A 15,115-nucleotide genomic window follows, 5' to 3' on the forward strand; every position below is an offset into this window, starting at 1 on the left:
ATAATGTCCGTATACAGGAGGGGAGCCGTTTGTTTCCTAAGGTTAATCAAATGCTATTTTACAACATCGCTTCCTCGGATGAGGAAGAAGCTGCAGTGCAGTATAAATCCCGAATAGCTGACGAAGAGGATGGGACGCTGCTAATAGAGTATCCTATCAACGAAAAAACGGGAAAGTTTAAGAGATTGTTTCTGGGGGACGAGCTTTCTGTCTATTTTGTAAACAATGAAGGAGTCAAGCATTATTTTGACTCGCATGTTTTGGGATTTGTAGAGGACAAGCTGCGTCTTATAAAGATCATGAAGCCAGACCCTGACAAAATGACCAAAATTCAGCGACGTAATTTCCTTAGAGTATCTGCGGATTTGGAAATTGCCGTAAAGCTGCCTAACCAAGAGCGTCATGTTTTTATGACATACGATGTCGGCGGCGGCGGAATATCTTTTATTTGCGATAAAAAATCCAATGTGGAAGCAGAGCAGCAGCTGGAGAGCTGGCTATTGCTGCATTACAAAAACGGCTCCATCGAGCATGTTCCCTTTACTGCAGAGGTAGTACGGATTAATGTGCTTGAAACAGGCAGAAAGCAAGTAATGAGCAAGTTCATTGCGATCAATGACAGCGACCGGCAAAAAATTATCCGTTATTGCTTCGAGCGCCAGCTTGAATTTCGCAATCGATGAATAACGGCAGGCAATTATTGGAACGATACCTCTAACGATACGGTTAGAGGTGATTGGTCTGTCAATCGATAAAACAAAACGCTCCCTTCATAAGAAGGCGCTCGTTGCAAAGTCAGATCGCATAAGTAAAGTGCTTCACAGCTGTATAATAATTTTGCTAATCCTCGTGGTAATCATTCAAGCAGCCCTTCAAAACGATCACATTCGCAGAACAATAACGAGTGTGGAGAACAGCGAAGGAATGCTGCTGAAGCAAACGAGAGAAAGTCCATAGGCGGGTCCGGTTTTTGCATGCGTACGCATTCTATGGTATAATTTTGACGTTCGCAGGCAAAGCCTGCTTTTTCTTTGGAAGGTACAAGGATAAACTGCTCCGCCGTCCTTTGGATAGGCGCGTTTACCGATGAATTATAAGAAGAAGTTTATAAAAAACTTATAAATCCTTATAATTTAATAAAAGAAAAAGCAGCCGTCTTGAGTTAAAAGGGGGTTGACTGAGAGTGTCACAGCAAGAGGGTGACCGTGACCGGATCAACATTGCGATTGATGGGCCTGCAGGCGCAGGCAAAAGCACGGTTGCAAGAATGGTCGCTGGCCAATTGAATTATGTTTATATCGATACAGGAGCTATGTATCGCGCAGTTACTTTAATGGCGCAGCGCTCTGGCATCGAGGCTAATGACACTGATGCTTTAGCCAAGCTTGTAGAACAGCTTCGCATTGTGCTTATGCCAGGTGAGAAGGCGCAGGCGGTTTTTGTAAATGGCGAGGATGTAACGAATCAAATTCGTTCCAGAGAGGTTACCCTTCAGGTATCGCATTATGCAGCCCAGGAATCCGTACGCAGCATGCTTGGCAAGCTGCAGCGCGAGATGGCCGCCTCCAAGGGTGTCGTCATGGACGGCAGGGATATCGGCACACATGTGCTTCCAGATGCCGAGCTGAAGGTATTTCTGACTGCCTCCGTGCAGGAGCGTGCGCTTCGCCGGTATAATGAGATTAAGGAAAGCCAGCCCATCAGTTTGGCTCAGCTTGAGCAGGAAATTGCCGAGCGTGATGCGCTGGATGAGAAACGCGCTATTTCACCGCTTACTCGAGCGGCTGATGCCTTGCTGCTTGATAGCACAGGCAAGTCGATTGAAGAGGTAGTTGAAGAAATTGTACGTTTGAAAAACAGGGTATCTACATTGTAACTTGGCGGGAGCGTAGCAAATTATGTCGTACTTATTTTTTCGGGCTCTCCTTCGATTTATGTATCGCGTTTTATTTCGCCTAGAAGCCAGAGGGATAGAACATATACCAGAAGCAGGACCAGTTATTATCGCATCCAATCATATAAGTAATTTGGATCCCCCGACTGTAGGCGTATTTGTAAAGCGCAAGGTACATTTTATGGCGAAGGAAGAACTGTTCAAAGTGCCGGTATTAGGTCCGCTTATCCATTCGTTTGGCGCATTTCCCGTAAAGCGCGGCGGTGTAAGCAAGGATGCGATCAAGACGGCCATCGCCCTGGTCAAATCAGGCAAGGTGATGGGGATTTTTCCCGAAGGAACACGTAACAGTTCAGCCGGCATGGCAAAGAAAGGCGCAGCTATGATCGCTATGAGAAGCGATGCGGTTATTGTTCCGGCAGCAATTGTAGGCAGCTACAAATTGTTTAGGAAAACATATATTTATTATGGAGAGCCAATCAATCTGCAGGAAGCGATAGATGAAAACGCAGAGGATATGCTCGAAGCTGTAACTGAAGTGATGATGAGCCGCATTCGCGACCTGATCAAGCAGCATAAATAAGTTTTAAATGCCGTTTTCAAATTTTGAACAGCGGATTTAAATAAAGTAGGGGTATGAATCGAGGAGGTTATTTCAATGTCAGAAGAAATCAATGTGCAAGAAACTGTTGCTGAGGAAGTAAATCAAGAGGCAATGGACAATTTTGTGTCTTTGAAGAAAGGCGATTCCGTAAAAGGAACGATCGTCAAAATCGAGGATAACCAAGCTTATGTAAGCCTTGGATATAAATATGACGGTATCATTCCAATTCGTGAGCTGTCCGCAGTGCAAGTGGAAAACGCTGCTGATGCTGTTCAAATCGGCCAAGAGGTAGAGTTGAAGGTAGTCAGCATCGATGACAACAAAGAAGTATTGCTTCTTTCCAAGCGTCTTGTAGACGGAGAAAAAGCATGGGATCAGCTGCAGCAACAGTTTGACAGCAAAGAAGTGTTTGAAGCAGTTGTTGCTGATGTTGTCAAAGGCGGCTTGGTAGTTGATCTTGGCGTTCGCGCATTTATTCCTGCATCGATGGTTGAGCGTCATTTCGTTGAAGATTTCAGCGATTACAAAGGACGCACTTTGCGCGTTGTTGTAAAAGAGCTTGACCGCGAAAACAACAAAGTGATCCTTTCTCAAAAGGATGTGCTTGATGCTGAATTTGAAGAGAACAAACAAAAGGTTCTAGCTTCACTGCAAGCAGACCAAGAGCTTGAAGGCACTGTTCAACGCTTGACGCCATTCGGCGCTTTCGTTGATATCGGCGGCGTAGACGGACTTGTTCACGTATCCGAGCTTTCCTGGGAGCATGTAGCTCATCCGAAGGATGTCGTAAGCGAGGGTCAAAAAATCCGCGTTAAGGTGCTTAAAGTTGATGCTGCAGCTGGCAAAATCAGCCTGAGCGTGAAAGCAGCTCAGCCAGGTCCTTGGGACACAGCAGCTGCTCAATTCAAAATCGGCGATATCGTAACGGGCACTGTTCGCCGTATCGTTACATTTGGCGCGTTTGTTGAAATTGCTCCTGGCGTTGAGGGCTTGGTGCATATTTCTCAAATTGCACACCGCCACATTGCGACTCCGCATGAAGTGCTTAAGGAAGGTCAAGAAGTTAAAGCAAAAATTCTTGATCTTAACGTTGCAGAGAAGCGTGTAAGCCTAAGCATCAAGGAAACAGAAGAAGCTCCTGAGCAAACTGAGCAAGCTCCTAGACAAGAGCGCGCTCCGAAAACTCCAAAGGTTGAAGAAATTAATAATCCGAATGTAAGCTTGAACAGCTCCAGCATGAGCTATTCCCTGGCTGAGAAGTTTGGCGATAAGCTAAGCAAGCTGAAATAATATAACAATCAAGGATAAACGGCTTCGTCGTCCTTTGGACGAGCGCGTTTACCGGTGAAATATAAGAACAGGTATAAGGTAATAACTTATACTTTCTTATATTTTAATCAAGAGGCTATTCCTGCCATTTCAGGAATAGCCTCTTTTTTATTAGCGCATAATATGGTGCGAGAGGTGGTGACAGCATGAACCCCGGCTTTTTATCTATTTGGATCGCACTTATTATAATGATTTTACTTCTTACCGGGTGGAAGTCGTTACTGGCTCCCGATTTTAATAAAAAGCCGTCTTTGCTTGTAATAGCAATTATTGCAGTTTGTTTGCCTCTTCCTTTGTGGTGGCCGAATATTTCTGCAGCAAAATGGCAAATCCATGCCTCTGTCGTCGTATTGTTGGCAGCTGCAGCGCTTTCGCTCTATTTTCAGGCAGAGAAATGGAGCACTCGCAGCTATTTAATAACAGCAGCTGTTATTATCGGCGCAGCATGGGGACTGATGCGAAAAATGTACAGCTTTGATCCAATCTACCATTGGCTCGGGCCGATGTGGGATGCTCCGCTTCTGGCGGCGTTGCTCAGCTGTATGTTTTCCAAAAGCTCTGTTGGGCAGTTTACCTTGATTGCATGGGGTTCCTTTATAGGAAGCTTGATATATTGCATGCTTGCCGGAGTCAGCCAGCAAGTGCTGATCGGGGCTTGGAGCTGGTGGGATGAGCTAGCCCTTGCGCTGCTGTTTGCGGCAGTTATAAGAATTGTTATGGCGGCGGCTGCTGGCATTAAAAATAAAATCAGCGCATTTTGGTTTAACAATCGAAGAGGGGGGACGGCTTGATGCTTTCGTATATACAGCAAAATCATCATTTGATAGTTATCATGCTGGCGATCGTTATCGGGGTTTGCGCAAGACTCCTTATGCTGCAAACAGACTACAGGCAATATCCTACATATCCGCATGGAAGAATAATTCATATCTCGCTAGGCATTATAGCTGCTGCGTTAGGCTCTGTCTCGGTACCTGCGCTTATGAATAAGGATTATACAGCTATTACTTTTTTAACGCTGGCAGCCCAGCAGTTCAGAGATGTGCGCAAGATGGAGAGAGAAACACTAACCAAAATCGACAGTCAAGAGCTTGTAAGCAGAGGGCCTACCTACATTGAAGGGATCGCAATGGTTTTTGAAGGCCGCAATTATTTGGTCATTATGACCTCGTTAGTGACCAGCTTATTTGGTTTATGGCTAAATATATGGTGGGGCCTGCTTGCAGGCGGAATTGCCTTGATCATCGTCAGTAAGCTTAAATCTGGCAAGCAGCTTTCGCATATCGCGACGGTTGAGGAGGCAAAGGTGAGCGTTAATGGACCGGATTTGTTTGTAGGCGACGTATACATTATGAATGTAGGGCTGAAGTCGAACCAAAAAATAATGGAGGAGCGCGCAATCGGCTTTATTGTAAAACCGCGTAATCCGAATGGCAAGGTGACCATTAGCAACTTAGGACAGAGGCAGGCTATATTGTACGACCTTGCAACTATTTTGGGAGTGTATAGAGATTCAGGCGAGCCGGCGCTTGTTCCTATGGCCAAGCTTGAGCTTGGAAGCGGTACGCTGGGCGTATTTATTTTGCCGCAGGAGAAGGATGCGAGAAAGGCAAAACAGGTAATTGAGCAAGTGCCGATTCTTGAATCCGCTGTGCGAATGCCTACTGAAGCATCTGTCAATCAGAAGGAGAATGTGGAGCATGGCTAAAATCACAGCAATTGTATCAACAAATGATAAAATGGTAGATGGCGGGGCGCCGATATTTATTGTGCCTGACGAACATCAGCTGCAGGAAATGGCGTTCCTGCTGGAAAAAATATTGGACGCCAGCGCACATGATTTGAAAAATGGGGTATTTATTCTAGTCGATCACAAATGAAAAGTTAGCCAAGAGCGTTCTTTTTTGCTATGATGAGTAACGTGAGAATGATTGAAGGAGTGAACTGACTACTATGGCTAGACCCGTTATTGCTATCGTTGGTAGACCTAACGTAGGTAAATCAACAGTATTTAATCGAATCATAGGTGATCGATTGGCAATTGTTGAGGATAAGCCTGGCATTACTCGTGATCGTTTATATGGTACGGGCGAATGGAATGGCAAAGCTTTCAGCATAATTGATACAGGCGGTATAGAAATTGACGACGATGATGAAATCATGCGTTCTGTTCGTGTGCAAGCGGAGCTTGCAATCGAGGAAGCGGACGTTATTATTTTTATGGTAGATGTGAAGGCCGGCATCACGCATTCCGATGATGAGGTTGCACAGATGCTGTTTCGTTCCAGAAAGCCTGTCGTGCTTGGCGTGAATAAAGTCGATAATGACAACCGCATGAACGATGTATATGAATTTTACTCTTTAGGATTCGGAGAGCCAATCGCACTTTCCGGCTCGCACGGCATTGGCATCGGCGACTTGCTCGATGCGGCTACAGAGCTTTTGCCGGTTATTGAAGATGATGATTATGATGAGGATGTTATTCGTGTTGCGTTGATCGGCCGTCCAAATGTAGGCAAATCCTCTCTTGTTAATGCGCTTCTCGGCGAAGATCGCGTAATTGTGAGCAACGTTGCCGGCACGACTAGAGATGCGATAGATACGCCGTTTGAGCATGAAGGACAACGTTATGTGCTTATAGATACAGCAGGTATGCGCAAACGAGGCAAGGTGTATGAATCCACTGAGAAATACAGTGTTATGCGCGCAATGAAGGCCATCGAACGAGCTGACGTCGTGCTTGTGCTTATTAACGGAGAAGAAGGCATTATCGAGCAGGACAAGCATATTGCAGGCTATGCGCATGAAGCTGGAAAAGCTTCTGTATTTGTAGTGAATAAGTGGGACGTTGTTGAAAAAGATGATCGTACGATGCAGGAATTTACCCGTAATGTTCGCGAGCAGTTTCTGTTTATGACCTATGCGCCGATTGTGTTTTTATCAGCCCTGACCAAATCAAGATTACATAAGCTGCTGCCTGTCGTGAATTATGTTTCGGAACAGCATGCAATGCGCATTCAGACGCATTTGCTTAATGATATTGTTTCTGATGCAGTTGCCATGACGCCGCCGCCATCAGACAAAGGAAAAAGACTGCGCATCAATTATGTGACGCAGGTTTCAACCAAGCCGCCGACGATTGTTTGCTTTGTAAACGATCCGCAGCTAATGCATTTTTCTTATGAGCGATATTTGGAAAACAAAATTCGCTCAGCATTTAACTTTGAAGGTACGCCGGTTCGCATCTATACGCGACGGAAGTCCGAAGAGGATTAGGGGAGAGGCCTTTTGTTATACGATGTAATTGCGGTTGTTTTAAGCTATTTGCTTGGCTCTGTTTCGTTTAGTATAGTCATAGCAAAATTTGTGAAGGGAATAGATATCAGACAGCATGGAAGCGGCAATGCAGGCGCCACCAATACGCTGAGGGTACTTGGCAAAGGACCCGGTTTGCTTGTGTTTTTGCTCGATTTTACAAAAGGTTCCGCTGCAGTATGGATTGGTTACGGATTAAGCGGTAATGAATGGGTTCCGGTGCTGTGCGGGCTAGCGTCTATAATTGGTCATAATTGGCCGATATGGTTCCGGTTCAAGGGAGGCAAGGGGATAGCTACCACAATCGGCGCAATGGCGTCGCTTGCCTTTATCCCGGCGCTTCTTGCAGGCATCATTACGATTATCATTATTGCGATTACAAGATATGTATCATTAGGTTCATTGATTATGACCGTATTAATTCCTATATTTGTTGCCGTTTTTCATTTTTCCTGGCCCTTATTCGGCGGAACGCTCATTATTTGCTTATTCGCGTTTGTAAGACATCGTTCTAATATTATGAAGCTTATACAAGGAACAGAGAATAAGCTGGGTGCAAAGAAAGGATTGTGAGCTAGCAATGATGGATGAGAGGTTGTCTGCGCCGCGTAAGGCAGCTGTTCTAGTCGCAGGAAGCTGGGGAACAGCGCTGGCATCTGTACTTGCTGACAATGGATTTGCAGTAAAGCTGTGGACGCGCAGCGGCGAGCATGCCAATCAAATAAATACAGAGCATATGAATAGCAAGTATTTGCCTGGAGCAGCGCTTCCTGAGGCGATTGTAGCGACAAGCGATATGAAGCAAGCGATAGAAAACAGCGAGCTTGTGCTATTCGTTGCGCCTTCAAGCGCATTGAGGTCAGTAGCCAAAGAAGCGGCGAAGCATATTACGGAATCAATGATTTGTGTCCATGCTACGAAAGGCTTCGAAGCGGATACGCTGAAGACGATGAGCACCGTATTGGCCGAGGAGCTGCAGCGGCCATCTTCTCAAATCGTCGTCCTGTCCGGGCCGAGCCATGCAGAGGAAGTGATCCGCAAGCTGCCCACCACCGTAGTTGTAGCGGCAGCTGATATCCATGCAGCTGAAAAAGCTCAGGACGCCTTTATTAACTCTACTTTTCGAGTGTATACGAACACGGATACGGTTGGCGTTGAAGTATCCGGAGCGCTCAAAAATATTATAGCGCTAGGTGCCGGTCTGTCGGACGGCTTGAAATTTGGCGATAACGCCAAGGCAGCACTTATTACAAGAGGATTAGCTGAAATAAGCCGTTTGGGGGCAGCGATGGGAGCCAGCCCGTTAACCTTTGCCGGCTTAGCGGGGGTTGGCGATCTTGTCGTCACCTGTACGAGCCAGCATAGCCGCAACTGGCGCGCAGGCTATATGCTGGCGCAAGGCAAGCCGCTAGAGGAAGTGCTTGAAACGATGGGCATGGTTGTCGAAGGCGTCAAAACGACGCGGGCGGCTTATGAGCTTGCCAAGCGCTATGAGGTCGAGCTGCCTATCACAGATCAGCTGCATGAGGTGCTGTTTGCAGGCAAGGAGCCCAGAGACGCTGTTGAAACGCTTATGGGCCGTTTAAAAACAAATGAAATAGAAGCTATTTTGTAACAGGCACGAGCCTACACCAATTAGCCCTCCCTCTCATATGATGCTAGGAGCGTAACTGGCTGAGAAGGGTGGAGCAAATGATGTCAAAAAACAGCTCAAAGGATGTTCTAAACGCAATTAATAAAAAGGCAGGTAAAAATATATCATCTGCCGCAGTTCAAAAACTGGCTAGTAAAGTTAGCCCGTCCACACTAAGCAGTGAGGATGAGCTGCGCAAGCTGATCAAGCAAGTGGCCGCTATGGCTAAAGTCAAGGTTGCTGATTCCACAATGGAAGATATAGTGAGAGCTGTAAAAGCAAGCGGAATGAGCACATCGAATATGGAGTCTCTAATCAAAATGATGCTGAAGAAATAAGATACTATGCGACAAAAGCGATAGTAGAGTAAATTCTCTGTCAGCTTTTGTCCTTTTTTTTATGCAATGCTATAATAGACTTTGATTTATAAATTAATTACATGGTAGCAGAGTAGGGGATAAAATATGGATGCAATGACAAAGATGTGGATATCTTTTTTAGGCATAGGATTAATGGCGATTGCTGCGCTCATTATTACTTTCGCGCGATTGAAAACAAAAGGCGTCGTTAAGCTTGTCCTATCCCTAATTGCTTTTATTATGCTTGTGTTCGGATTTATTTATGGCTTATTTTCAATATTGTAACCGGCGGGCATACATACTGGGCTAACTATGTACAAAGGAGATACTGCAATGATTGAGCTTAAAGGCAGAACGATAACGGAAGTAGTCGAGGCAGAGGAAGGCATGTCGATTCTAGATCTTGCGATCAAGCATAAAGTAGACTGGAGCTATTCTTGTACAAGGGGCACCTGCGCCCGCTGCAGATGTCTTGTAACGGAAGGCGGAGAGTTTTTAGATGAGATAACCGATGCGGAATGGGACCGCCTGGAGCCTGAGGAGTTCGACGAAGGTTACAGACTGGGCTGCCAGGCTGTTATTAAAGCTGGGGCGGGAACGATTAAAGCGATGAATAAAACTTATTTCTAATGAGTAAAAAGGAAGTGCTTGCATGAAAAAGGCCAGTCCTATATATAATGCTCTGGCTGCCCTGGCAAAGCTGCTGCATGATTCGTCTGCAAAATGGATAGTCGGCGGCAGCGCAGGATTGCTGCTAAGAGGCTTGCCTTTGTCTGCAATGCCTCGCGATATCGATATTTATTGTGATGAAGAAGATTTGCCATTTATTTATGCAGCCTTGCAAAAATATGCAGTCGACGCTCCTCATTACAGCGAAACAAATATATACCGCTCTACGCTTGCCCATTTCGAAATAGAAGGCATGCCTATTGAACTGGTCGGCGGCTTTAAGGTGGATGCAGCTAAAAGCAGCTATGAAGTACGGGTGTCAGAGCTGCTGATCCCCTTTGGGGAGCGCTTTAGCATCCCGGATTGCCGTTACCCGCTTATGGTCGTGCCGCTAGCGCATGAGCTATGGTTTAACCAGCTGCGAGGCAGAGAGGATCGCGTAGAGCTGATTGCAAAGGCTTTTATGAAGATGCGCGGCATTCATGAGCCTGCATTGCAGGCTATAGAAAAAAGCAATCATTTTACGGCAGCAGCAGTGGATCAAGTGCATCAAATCATTTCGCTGGAAGAGGCTGGTGAGGTGGAATGGACGCAGAGGTAACCTTTTGGCCCTTGGAGAAGAAAGTCAAAGTGAAGCCCGGCACGACGGTGCTGATGGCTGCACGACAGGCGGGCGTATTAATATCAACGCGCTGCGGAGGCAATGCGGCATGTTTCCTGTGCAAAATAAATTTGCGCCCGGGAAGCAGTGTGCTGCCGATGTCTGATATTGAAAGACGCAAGCTGGGCGACGCTGAGGAGCCGCCATTTCGCCTTGCTTGTCAGGTTCGCGTTCAGGGCAAAACGGATGTAGACGTCCCCCCAGACCCATTGCGCGCTGCTGTAGCGCGTCAGCTGGCGAAGCAAAAGGAGCAGGACGATTCGCTTTGGTAGCAGAAACGGAGGCAAAGTAATGAGCTTTGGAATAAATAAATTGAAATGGACAGGACGAGCCGTTTTGACGCTTGCTGCTGTCTGCTTGATGATGGCAACGCTGACCGGCTGTCTTTATCCTAAGGACAGGCTGAAGCAGAATCAGGCTGCCCCAAAGGAAGCAGTAAGGAATGTGCAGGCTGCAGTCGACGATTATTTCTCTCAGACGGGCGTGCTGCCTATTCAAAACAGCGAGTCAAATGTTCCTAAATACGAGAAATACAAAGTCAATTTTACTACGCTGCAGGCTAAAAATTTATTAAGCTCAATTCCGCCGGCAGCTTTTGAAAACGGGGGCAGCTATTATTTTTTAATCATTGACGAAGAGACAGCTCCCCGCGTGAAGCTGATGGATCTAGTTACGCTGCAGAAGGTGAATGACTTGCAGAGCAAGGTAAACTCCCATTTGAAACAGACTGCAAAAGTGCCCAAGGGTGAGCAAAAGTACAAAGGCTTCTATAGTATCGATTACAAACAGCTCAGCATGAAAGCGCCGGACATTAGAAGTGTATTCTCAGGTCAAACGCTAGAAGCGCTTACGAATGAAGCGGGAGTCGTTTTTGTTGATTACGGAATTGATATTATGCAGCTTATTTCCAAGAAGGAGTATACCGAGGATGAGCTGAAGGTTGATTTGCGTGAATTACTGGTAGACGCTACGGAATATGTGCCGGTCAAATCTCCTGCCTATCATTTCGAAAATGGAGAGCCGGTAGCCGTAAACCCATAGATGCTGAACAAAGCATGTAAAGCAGGAGATGATCCGCTTTATGTGCTTTTTTTATTAAATAGTCATAGTTTTTAATAAAGTCTCATATATTTCAGTCTTGGAAGGGCAGAAAAAGATTCGTCTGAATTTTTACAGATGAAATCAGCATAATTGGACAGTCTGCACATATGATGTTACTAGTCCTAAAGTTTGTACGAGTTGCGTCGCTGGCCTGCCCTCTTATCCGGTGGATGGCGGCGAACCGGAAAATCAATCAGGAGGGGATATTCAGTGGAAAAAGTGGACATTTTCAAGGACATTGCCGAACGAACCGGTGGGGATATTTACCTCGGCGTAGTGGGTGCGGTCCGTACGGGCAAATCTACCTTTATTAAGCGGTTTATGGAAACGGTTGTGTTACCTAATATACCGAATGAATCGGACCGTATTAGAGCCGTTGACGAGCTGCCGCAAAGCGCCGCGGGAAAAACGATTATGACGACAGAGCCTAAATTCGTGCCTAATCAGGCCGTGCAGCTTCGTGTAACGGAAGGGCTTGAAGTTAACGTTAGAATGGTAGATTGCGTAGGTTATGCCGTAGAAGGAGCAAAAGGGTACGAAGACGAGAATGGTCCTCGAATGATTACGACACCATGGTTTGATGAGCCGATTCCATTCCAAGAGGCAGCTGAAATTGGCACGCGCAAGGTTATTCAAGAGCATTCAACCCTGGGGGTTGTCGTGACAACGGATGGAACGATTGCCGAAATTCCTAGAAGCTCTTATGTTGAGGCGGAAGAACGAGTCATTGATGAGCTAAAGGAAGTAGGCAAGCCATTTGTCCTAATCATTAATTCAACACATCCTAGGAGTGCGGAAACTGAGCAGCTTCGCAGCGAACTGCAAGCGAAGTATGATATACCTGTTATGGCATTAAGCGCTGCTACTATGGGTGAAGAGGAAGTAATGACAGTGCTGCGCGAGGTGCTTTATGAATTCCCGGTGCATGAAGTAAACGTCAATCTTCCTAGCTGGGTTATGGTGCTGCAGGAAAATCATTGGCTGCGCAGCAACTACGAAAATTCGGTTCGCGATACGGTCAAGGATATCCGCAGACTGCGCGATGTCGACCGAGTTGTCGATCAATTTATGGAGTATGAATTTATTGCCAGAGCTGGACTCAGCGGCATGAATATGGGCCAGGGTGTTGCAGAGATTGATCTTTATGCGCCGGATGAGCTTTATGATAAAATTTTAATGGAGGTTGTCGGCGTAGAAATCCGCGGCAAGGATCATTTGCTGCAGCTTATGCAGGACTTTTCTCATGCGAAGCGTGAGTATGACCGTTTTGCCGAGGCGCTTGAAATGGTTAAGACGACCGGTTACGGAATTGCTGCTCCATCGCTTGCCGAGATGGCGCTTGATGAACCGGAGCTGATTCGTCAAGGCTCTCGATTCGGCGTTAGACTTAAGGCGACGGCACCTTCGATTCATATGATTCGAGTCGATGTCGAATCCGAATTTGCTCCAATAATCGGCACAGAGAAGCAAAGCGAGGAACTTGTACGCTATCTGATGCAGGATTTTGAGAATGACCCGATTAAAATTTGGGAGTCAGACATATTTGGCAGATCGCTGCACTCTATCGTACGGGAAGGCATACAAGGCAAAATTGCTATGATGCCTGACAATGCGCGGTATAAGCTGCAGGAGACACTGGGCAGAATCATTAACGAGGGCTCCGGCGGTCTCATTGCAATCATTTTGTAGATATATCCATAATCTGAAAGATCGAATGCGGACATTTGCGATGTCTTTGCATTCGGTCTTTTTTTTAACTGCCCTTTTTCAGAAATGAAAATTAAAAAAATTTCACTGGCATCCACTAATAAGTTCGGTATATGTTATTCCTATGGCCTTGCTGCTGTATTTTATATTGCATAACAGGATAGGTACTTGAAATTGCCTTTTGGCTGTATTACTATAAGTTTGTTCGGTCAATAGGTATATATTTGAAGTTTTCGGTTAATAAGATGGATAAGATGATTCAATTGCATCATGCCTAGATCAACATCAAGGTTTATTTGTAAGGAGGTGAAATCATGAATAAAACAGATTTGATAACAAAAGTAGCTGAATTGACAGAGCTATCCAAGAAAGATGCGACTAAAGCAGTTGACGCTGTATTTGAAGCAATCGCTGGCGCTTTGCAACAAGGCGACAAAGTTCAACTTGTTGGCTTTGGAAACTTTGAGGTTCGCGAGCGTCAAGCTCGTAAAGGCCGCAACCCGCAAACAGGTGAAGAGATCGATATTGCTGCTAGCAAAATCCCTGCGTTTAAACCAGGTAAATCTCTTAAAGATCAAGTTACCAACTAATCACATAATTGCAATAGGCGCTTGAACATGATGTTCAAGCGTTTTTTGTATATGCAGGGGACTGCCTGGTATTGCTTTCGGCATAGCTTTGTTGAAATAACATTGCTTAAATAAAGAAGTTCAACTATAATTTTTTTGGATGCTTGTAAAACGGTCTGGGAGGGATTGCAATGGAGCCTAATCATGGTGATTACGTAGTAGTAAAGGCAAAAGAACAAGGTGTTCAGGTCATTGGTTTAACTCGTGGACATGATACTAAATTTCATCATATGGAAAAGCTTGATAAAAATGAAATATTGATCTGTCAGTTTACAGACCATACATCGGCCATCAAAATACGTGGCAAAGCAACCGTAATGACAAAGTACGGGAATGTTGATACGGAGGAATAGGTTTTTTTGGATGAAGAGCGGGCTTTAGCCTGCTCTTTTTCGCTATATAGGGCCGACTTGGCGTGACCTTCACTAGCAATACCAAGTTTTTCGCATAATCACTGCATGCGCCGAATAATGAGCAAGCTAAGCTCGTACACTATACAATAAGCTTCAGCTGGCATGGATTAGAAAATCGGAGGTTGTGCGGTGAGGAATATAAAATGGCTCGTTTCGATAATGGCAATTACAATATTCAGCTTGTTCATTCTCGCTCAGCTGCCTAGGCAGGCGGGTTATTCTTTAAAGGAAAAGCATGGGGTAGAAGTATTTGAACAGCTTCCGTTTCGTAAGCTTACAAATCACAATATTGTGGAAGTTATGTTAGGCGTTCGCTTATCGTCAAAATTAGGGAAGGTGGAATGGCAAAACGCCATGCTGCTAATAGAGCTTCGCGTCGATCCGGTGGACGGCCGTCCTGAAGCTTGGTTTCATGATGTCGATAAGCTGATAGAGCTCTCCTTCGTGCAGCTTGCCAACGTCAAGCGCGTGTTAATCCGGTTGATTGAAACGGAGCAGACAGGCGGGCGGCTGATGGCTGCGATAGACGTCAGAAGTGGTGATAAGTGGCTCGCAGATGAAATTGCATATTTAAAATACAGCGATCCTGTACATGAAGAAATTTGGCGGCAGCGTCTGCGCGTAAGCTTTACTTCTGCATGGGAGGAACGCTTTGGTCCCGTTACCGGCTATACTTCGCTGCCTCGGCAAATGCCGTAATTTGCAACATCCTATTTGAATCGTATGCTCTTTAAAAAAGTTGTGCTATAATAGTTTAGATTATTGAGCAGCGATTGTGCTACTCTGCTTCGGAGGCTTCAA

At 45.6% G+C, this 15,115-nt stretch carries 20 protein-coding genes; all 20 read left to right on the top strand.

What is annotated here, in order from left to right; genetic code table 11:
• Positions 1–29 precede the first annotated feature (29 nt).
• Positions 30–683: a flagellar brake protein gene (locus V1L65_RS08290; protein WP_331698649.1), complete on the top strand. Its 654-nt coding sequence runs from the start codon at positions 30–32 to the stop codon at positions 681–683.
• A gap of 500 nt (positions 684–1,183) precedes the next feature.
• The gene (gene cmk / locus V1L65_RS08295) at positions 1,184–1,876 is read left to right on the top strand and encodes a (d)CMP kinase (protein WP_331698650.1); all 693 of its coding nucleotides are present in this window, start codon (positions 1,184–1,186) and stop codon (positions 1,874–1,876) included.
• Positions 1,877–1,898: 22 nt separating this feature from the next.
• Positions 1,899–2,477 carry a lysophospholipid acyltransferase family protein gene (locus tag V1L65_RS08300; RefSeq protein ID WP_331698651.1) on the top strand — a complete coding sequence of 193 codons (579 nt, stop codon included), beginning with the start codon at positions 1,899–1,901 and terminating at the stop codon, positions 2,475–2,477.
• 75 nt (positions 2,478–2,552) lie between these two features.
• The gene (rpsA, locus tag V1L65_RS08305) at positions 2,553–3,788 is read left to right on the top strand and encodes a 30S ribosomal protein S1 (RefSeq protein WP_331698652.1); all 1,236 of its coding nucleotides are present in this window, start codon (positions 2,553–2,555) and stop codon (positions 3,786–3,788) included.
• 185 nt (positions 3,789–3,973) lie between these two features.
• The gene (locus tag V1L65_RS08310) at positions 3,974–4,618 is read left to right on the top strand and encodes a YphA family membrane protein (RefSeq protein ID WP_331698653.1); all 645 of its coding nucleotides are present in this window, start codon (positions 3,974–3,976) and stop codon (positions 4,616–4,618) included.
• Complete coding sequence (locus V1L65_RS08315; RefSeq protein ID WP_331698654.1) at positions 4,618–5,535, top strand: YIEGIA family protein; 918 nt, start codon at positions 4,618–4,620, stop codon at positions 5,533–5,535. The genes V1L65_RS08310 and V1L65_RS08315 overlap by 1 nt, the downstream gene beginning before the upstream one ends.
• Positions 5,528–5,707: a capping complex subunit for YIEGIA gene (locus V1L65_RS08320; RefSeq protein ID WP_331698655.1), complete on the top strand. Its 180-nt coding sequence runs from the start codon at positions 5,528–5,530 to the stop codon at positions 5,705–5,707. Before V1L65_RS08315 ends, V1L65_RS08320 begins: the two co-directional genes overlap by 8 nt.
• A 73-nt stretch (positions 5,708–5,780) precedes the next feature.
• Entirely contained in the window at positions 5,781–7,103 is a 1,323-nt protein-coding gene (gene der, locus V1L65_RS08325; protein ID WP_331698656.1) for a ribosome biogenesis GTPase Der, read from the top strand.
• Between the two features lie 12 nt (positions 7,104–7,115).
• Positions 7,116–7,715, top strand: coding sequence for a glycerol-3-phosphate 1-O-acyltransferase PlsY (gene plsY, locus V1L65_RS08330; protein ID WP_331698657.1), 600 nt, complete (start codon positions 7,116–7,118; stop codon positions 7,713–7,715).
• A gap of 7 nt (positions 7,716–7,722) precedes the next feature.
• Complete coding sequence (locus V1L65_RS08335) at positions 7,723–8,757, top strand: NAD(P)H-dependent glycerol-3-phosphate dehydrogenase (protein ID WP_331698658.1); 1,035 nt, start codon at positions 7,723–7,725, stop codon at positions 8,755–8,757.
• An 80-nt stretch (positions 8,758–8,837) separates the two neighbouring features.
• The gene (locus tag V1L65_RS08340) at positions 8,838–9,113 is read left to right on the top strand and encodes a stage VI sporulation protein F (protein ID WP_331698809.1); all 276 of its coding nucleotides are present in this window, start codon (positions 8,838–8,840) and stop codon (positions 9,111–9,113) included.
• A gap of 126 nt (positions 9,114–9,239) precedes the next feature.
• On the top strand, positions 9,240–9,419 hold the full coding sequence (locus V1L65_RS08345; RefSeq protein WP_331698659.1) for a DUF2768 family protein: 180 nt from the start codon (positions 9,240–9,242) through the stop codon (positions 9,417–9,419).
• Positions 9,420–9,467: 48 nt separating this feature from the next.
• The gene (locus V1L65_RS08350; RefSeq protein ID WP_331698660.1) at positions 9,468–9,764 is read left to right on the top strand and encodes a 2Fe-2S iron-sulfur cluster-binding protein; all 297 of its coding nucleotides are present in this window, start codon (positions 9,468–9,470) and stop codon (positions 9,762–9,764) included.
• Between the two features lie 22 nt (positions 9,765–9,786).
• A complete protein-coding gene (locus tag V1L65_RS08355; protein ID WP_331698661.1) occupies positions 9,787–10,404 on the top strand; it encodes a nucleotidyltransferase domain-containing protein in 618 nt (205 codons plus the stop codon).
• A complete protein-coding gene (locus tag V1L65_RS08360; RefSeq protein WP_331698662.1) occupies positions 10,389–10,736 on the top strand; it encodes a 2Fe-2S iron-sulfur cluster-binding protein in 348 nt (115 codons plus the stop codon). The genes V1L65_RS08355 and V1L65_RS08360 overlap by 16 nt, the downstream gene beginning before the upstream one ends.
• Before the next feature lie 19 nt (positions 10,737–10,755).
• The gene (locus V1L65_RS08365; RefSeq protein ID WP_331698663.1) at positions 10,756–11,505 is read left to right on the top strand and encodes a hypothetical protein; all 750 of its coding nucleotides are present in this window, start codon (positions 10,756–10,758) and stop codon (positions 11,503–11,505) included.
• A gap of 270 nt (positions 11,506–11,775) precedes the next feature.
• Positions 11,776–13,254: a stage IV sporulation protein A gene (gene spoIVA, locus V1L65_RS08370; protein WP_331698664.1), complete on the top strand. Its 1,479-nt coding sequence runs from the start codon at positions 11,776–11,778 to the stop codon at positions 13,252–13,254.
• Between the two features lie 332 nt (positions 13,255–13,586).
• The gene (locus V1L65_RS08375) at positions 13,587–13,862 is read left to right on the top strand and encodes an HU family DNA-binding protein (RefSeq protein WP_331698665.1); all 276 of its coding nucleotides are present in this window, start codon (positions 13,587–13,589) and stop codon (positions 13,860–13,862) included.
• Between the two features lie 170 nt (positions 13,863–14,032).
• Positions 14,033–14,254 carry a trp RNA-binding attenuation protein MtrB gene (mtrB, locus tag V1L65_RS08380; protein ID WP_331698666.1) on the top strand — a complete coding sequence of 74 codons (222 nt, stop codon included), beginning with the start codon at positions 14,033–14,035 and terminating at the stop codon, positions 14,252–14,254.
• Positions 14,255–14,443: 189 nt separating this feature from the next.
• Positions 14,444–15,013 (top strand): hypothetical protein, encoded by a 570-nt coding sequence (locus tag V1L65_RS08385; protein WP_331698667.1) that lies wholly within the window; start codon positions 14,444–14,446, stop codon positions 15,011–15,013.
• Positions 15,014–15,115: the final 102 nt, after the last annotated feature.

Source organism: Paenibacillus sp. IITD108 (assembly GCF_036541265.1).
Taxonomy (GTDB): domain Bacteria; phylum Bacillota; class Bacilli; order Paenibacillales; family Paenibacillaceae; genus Pristimantibacillus.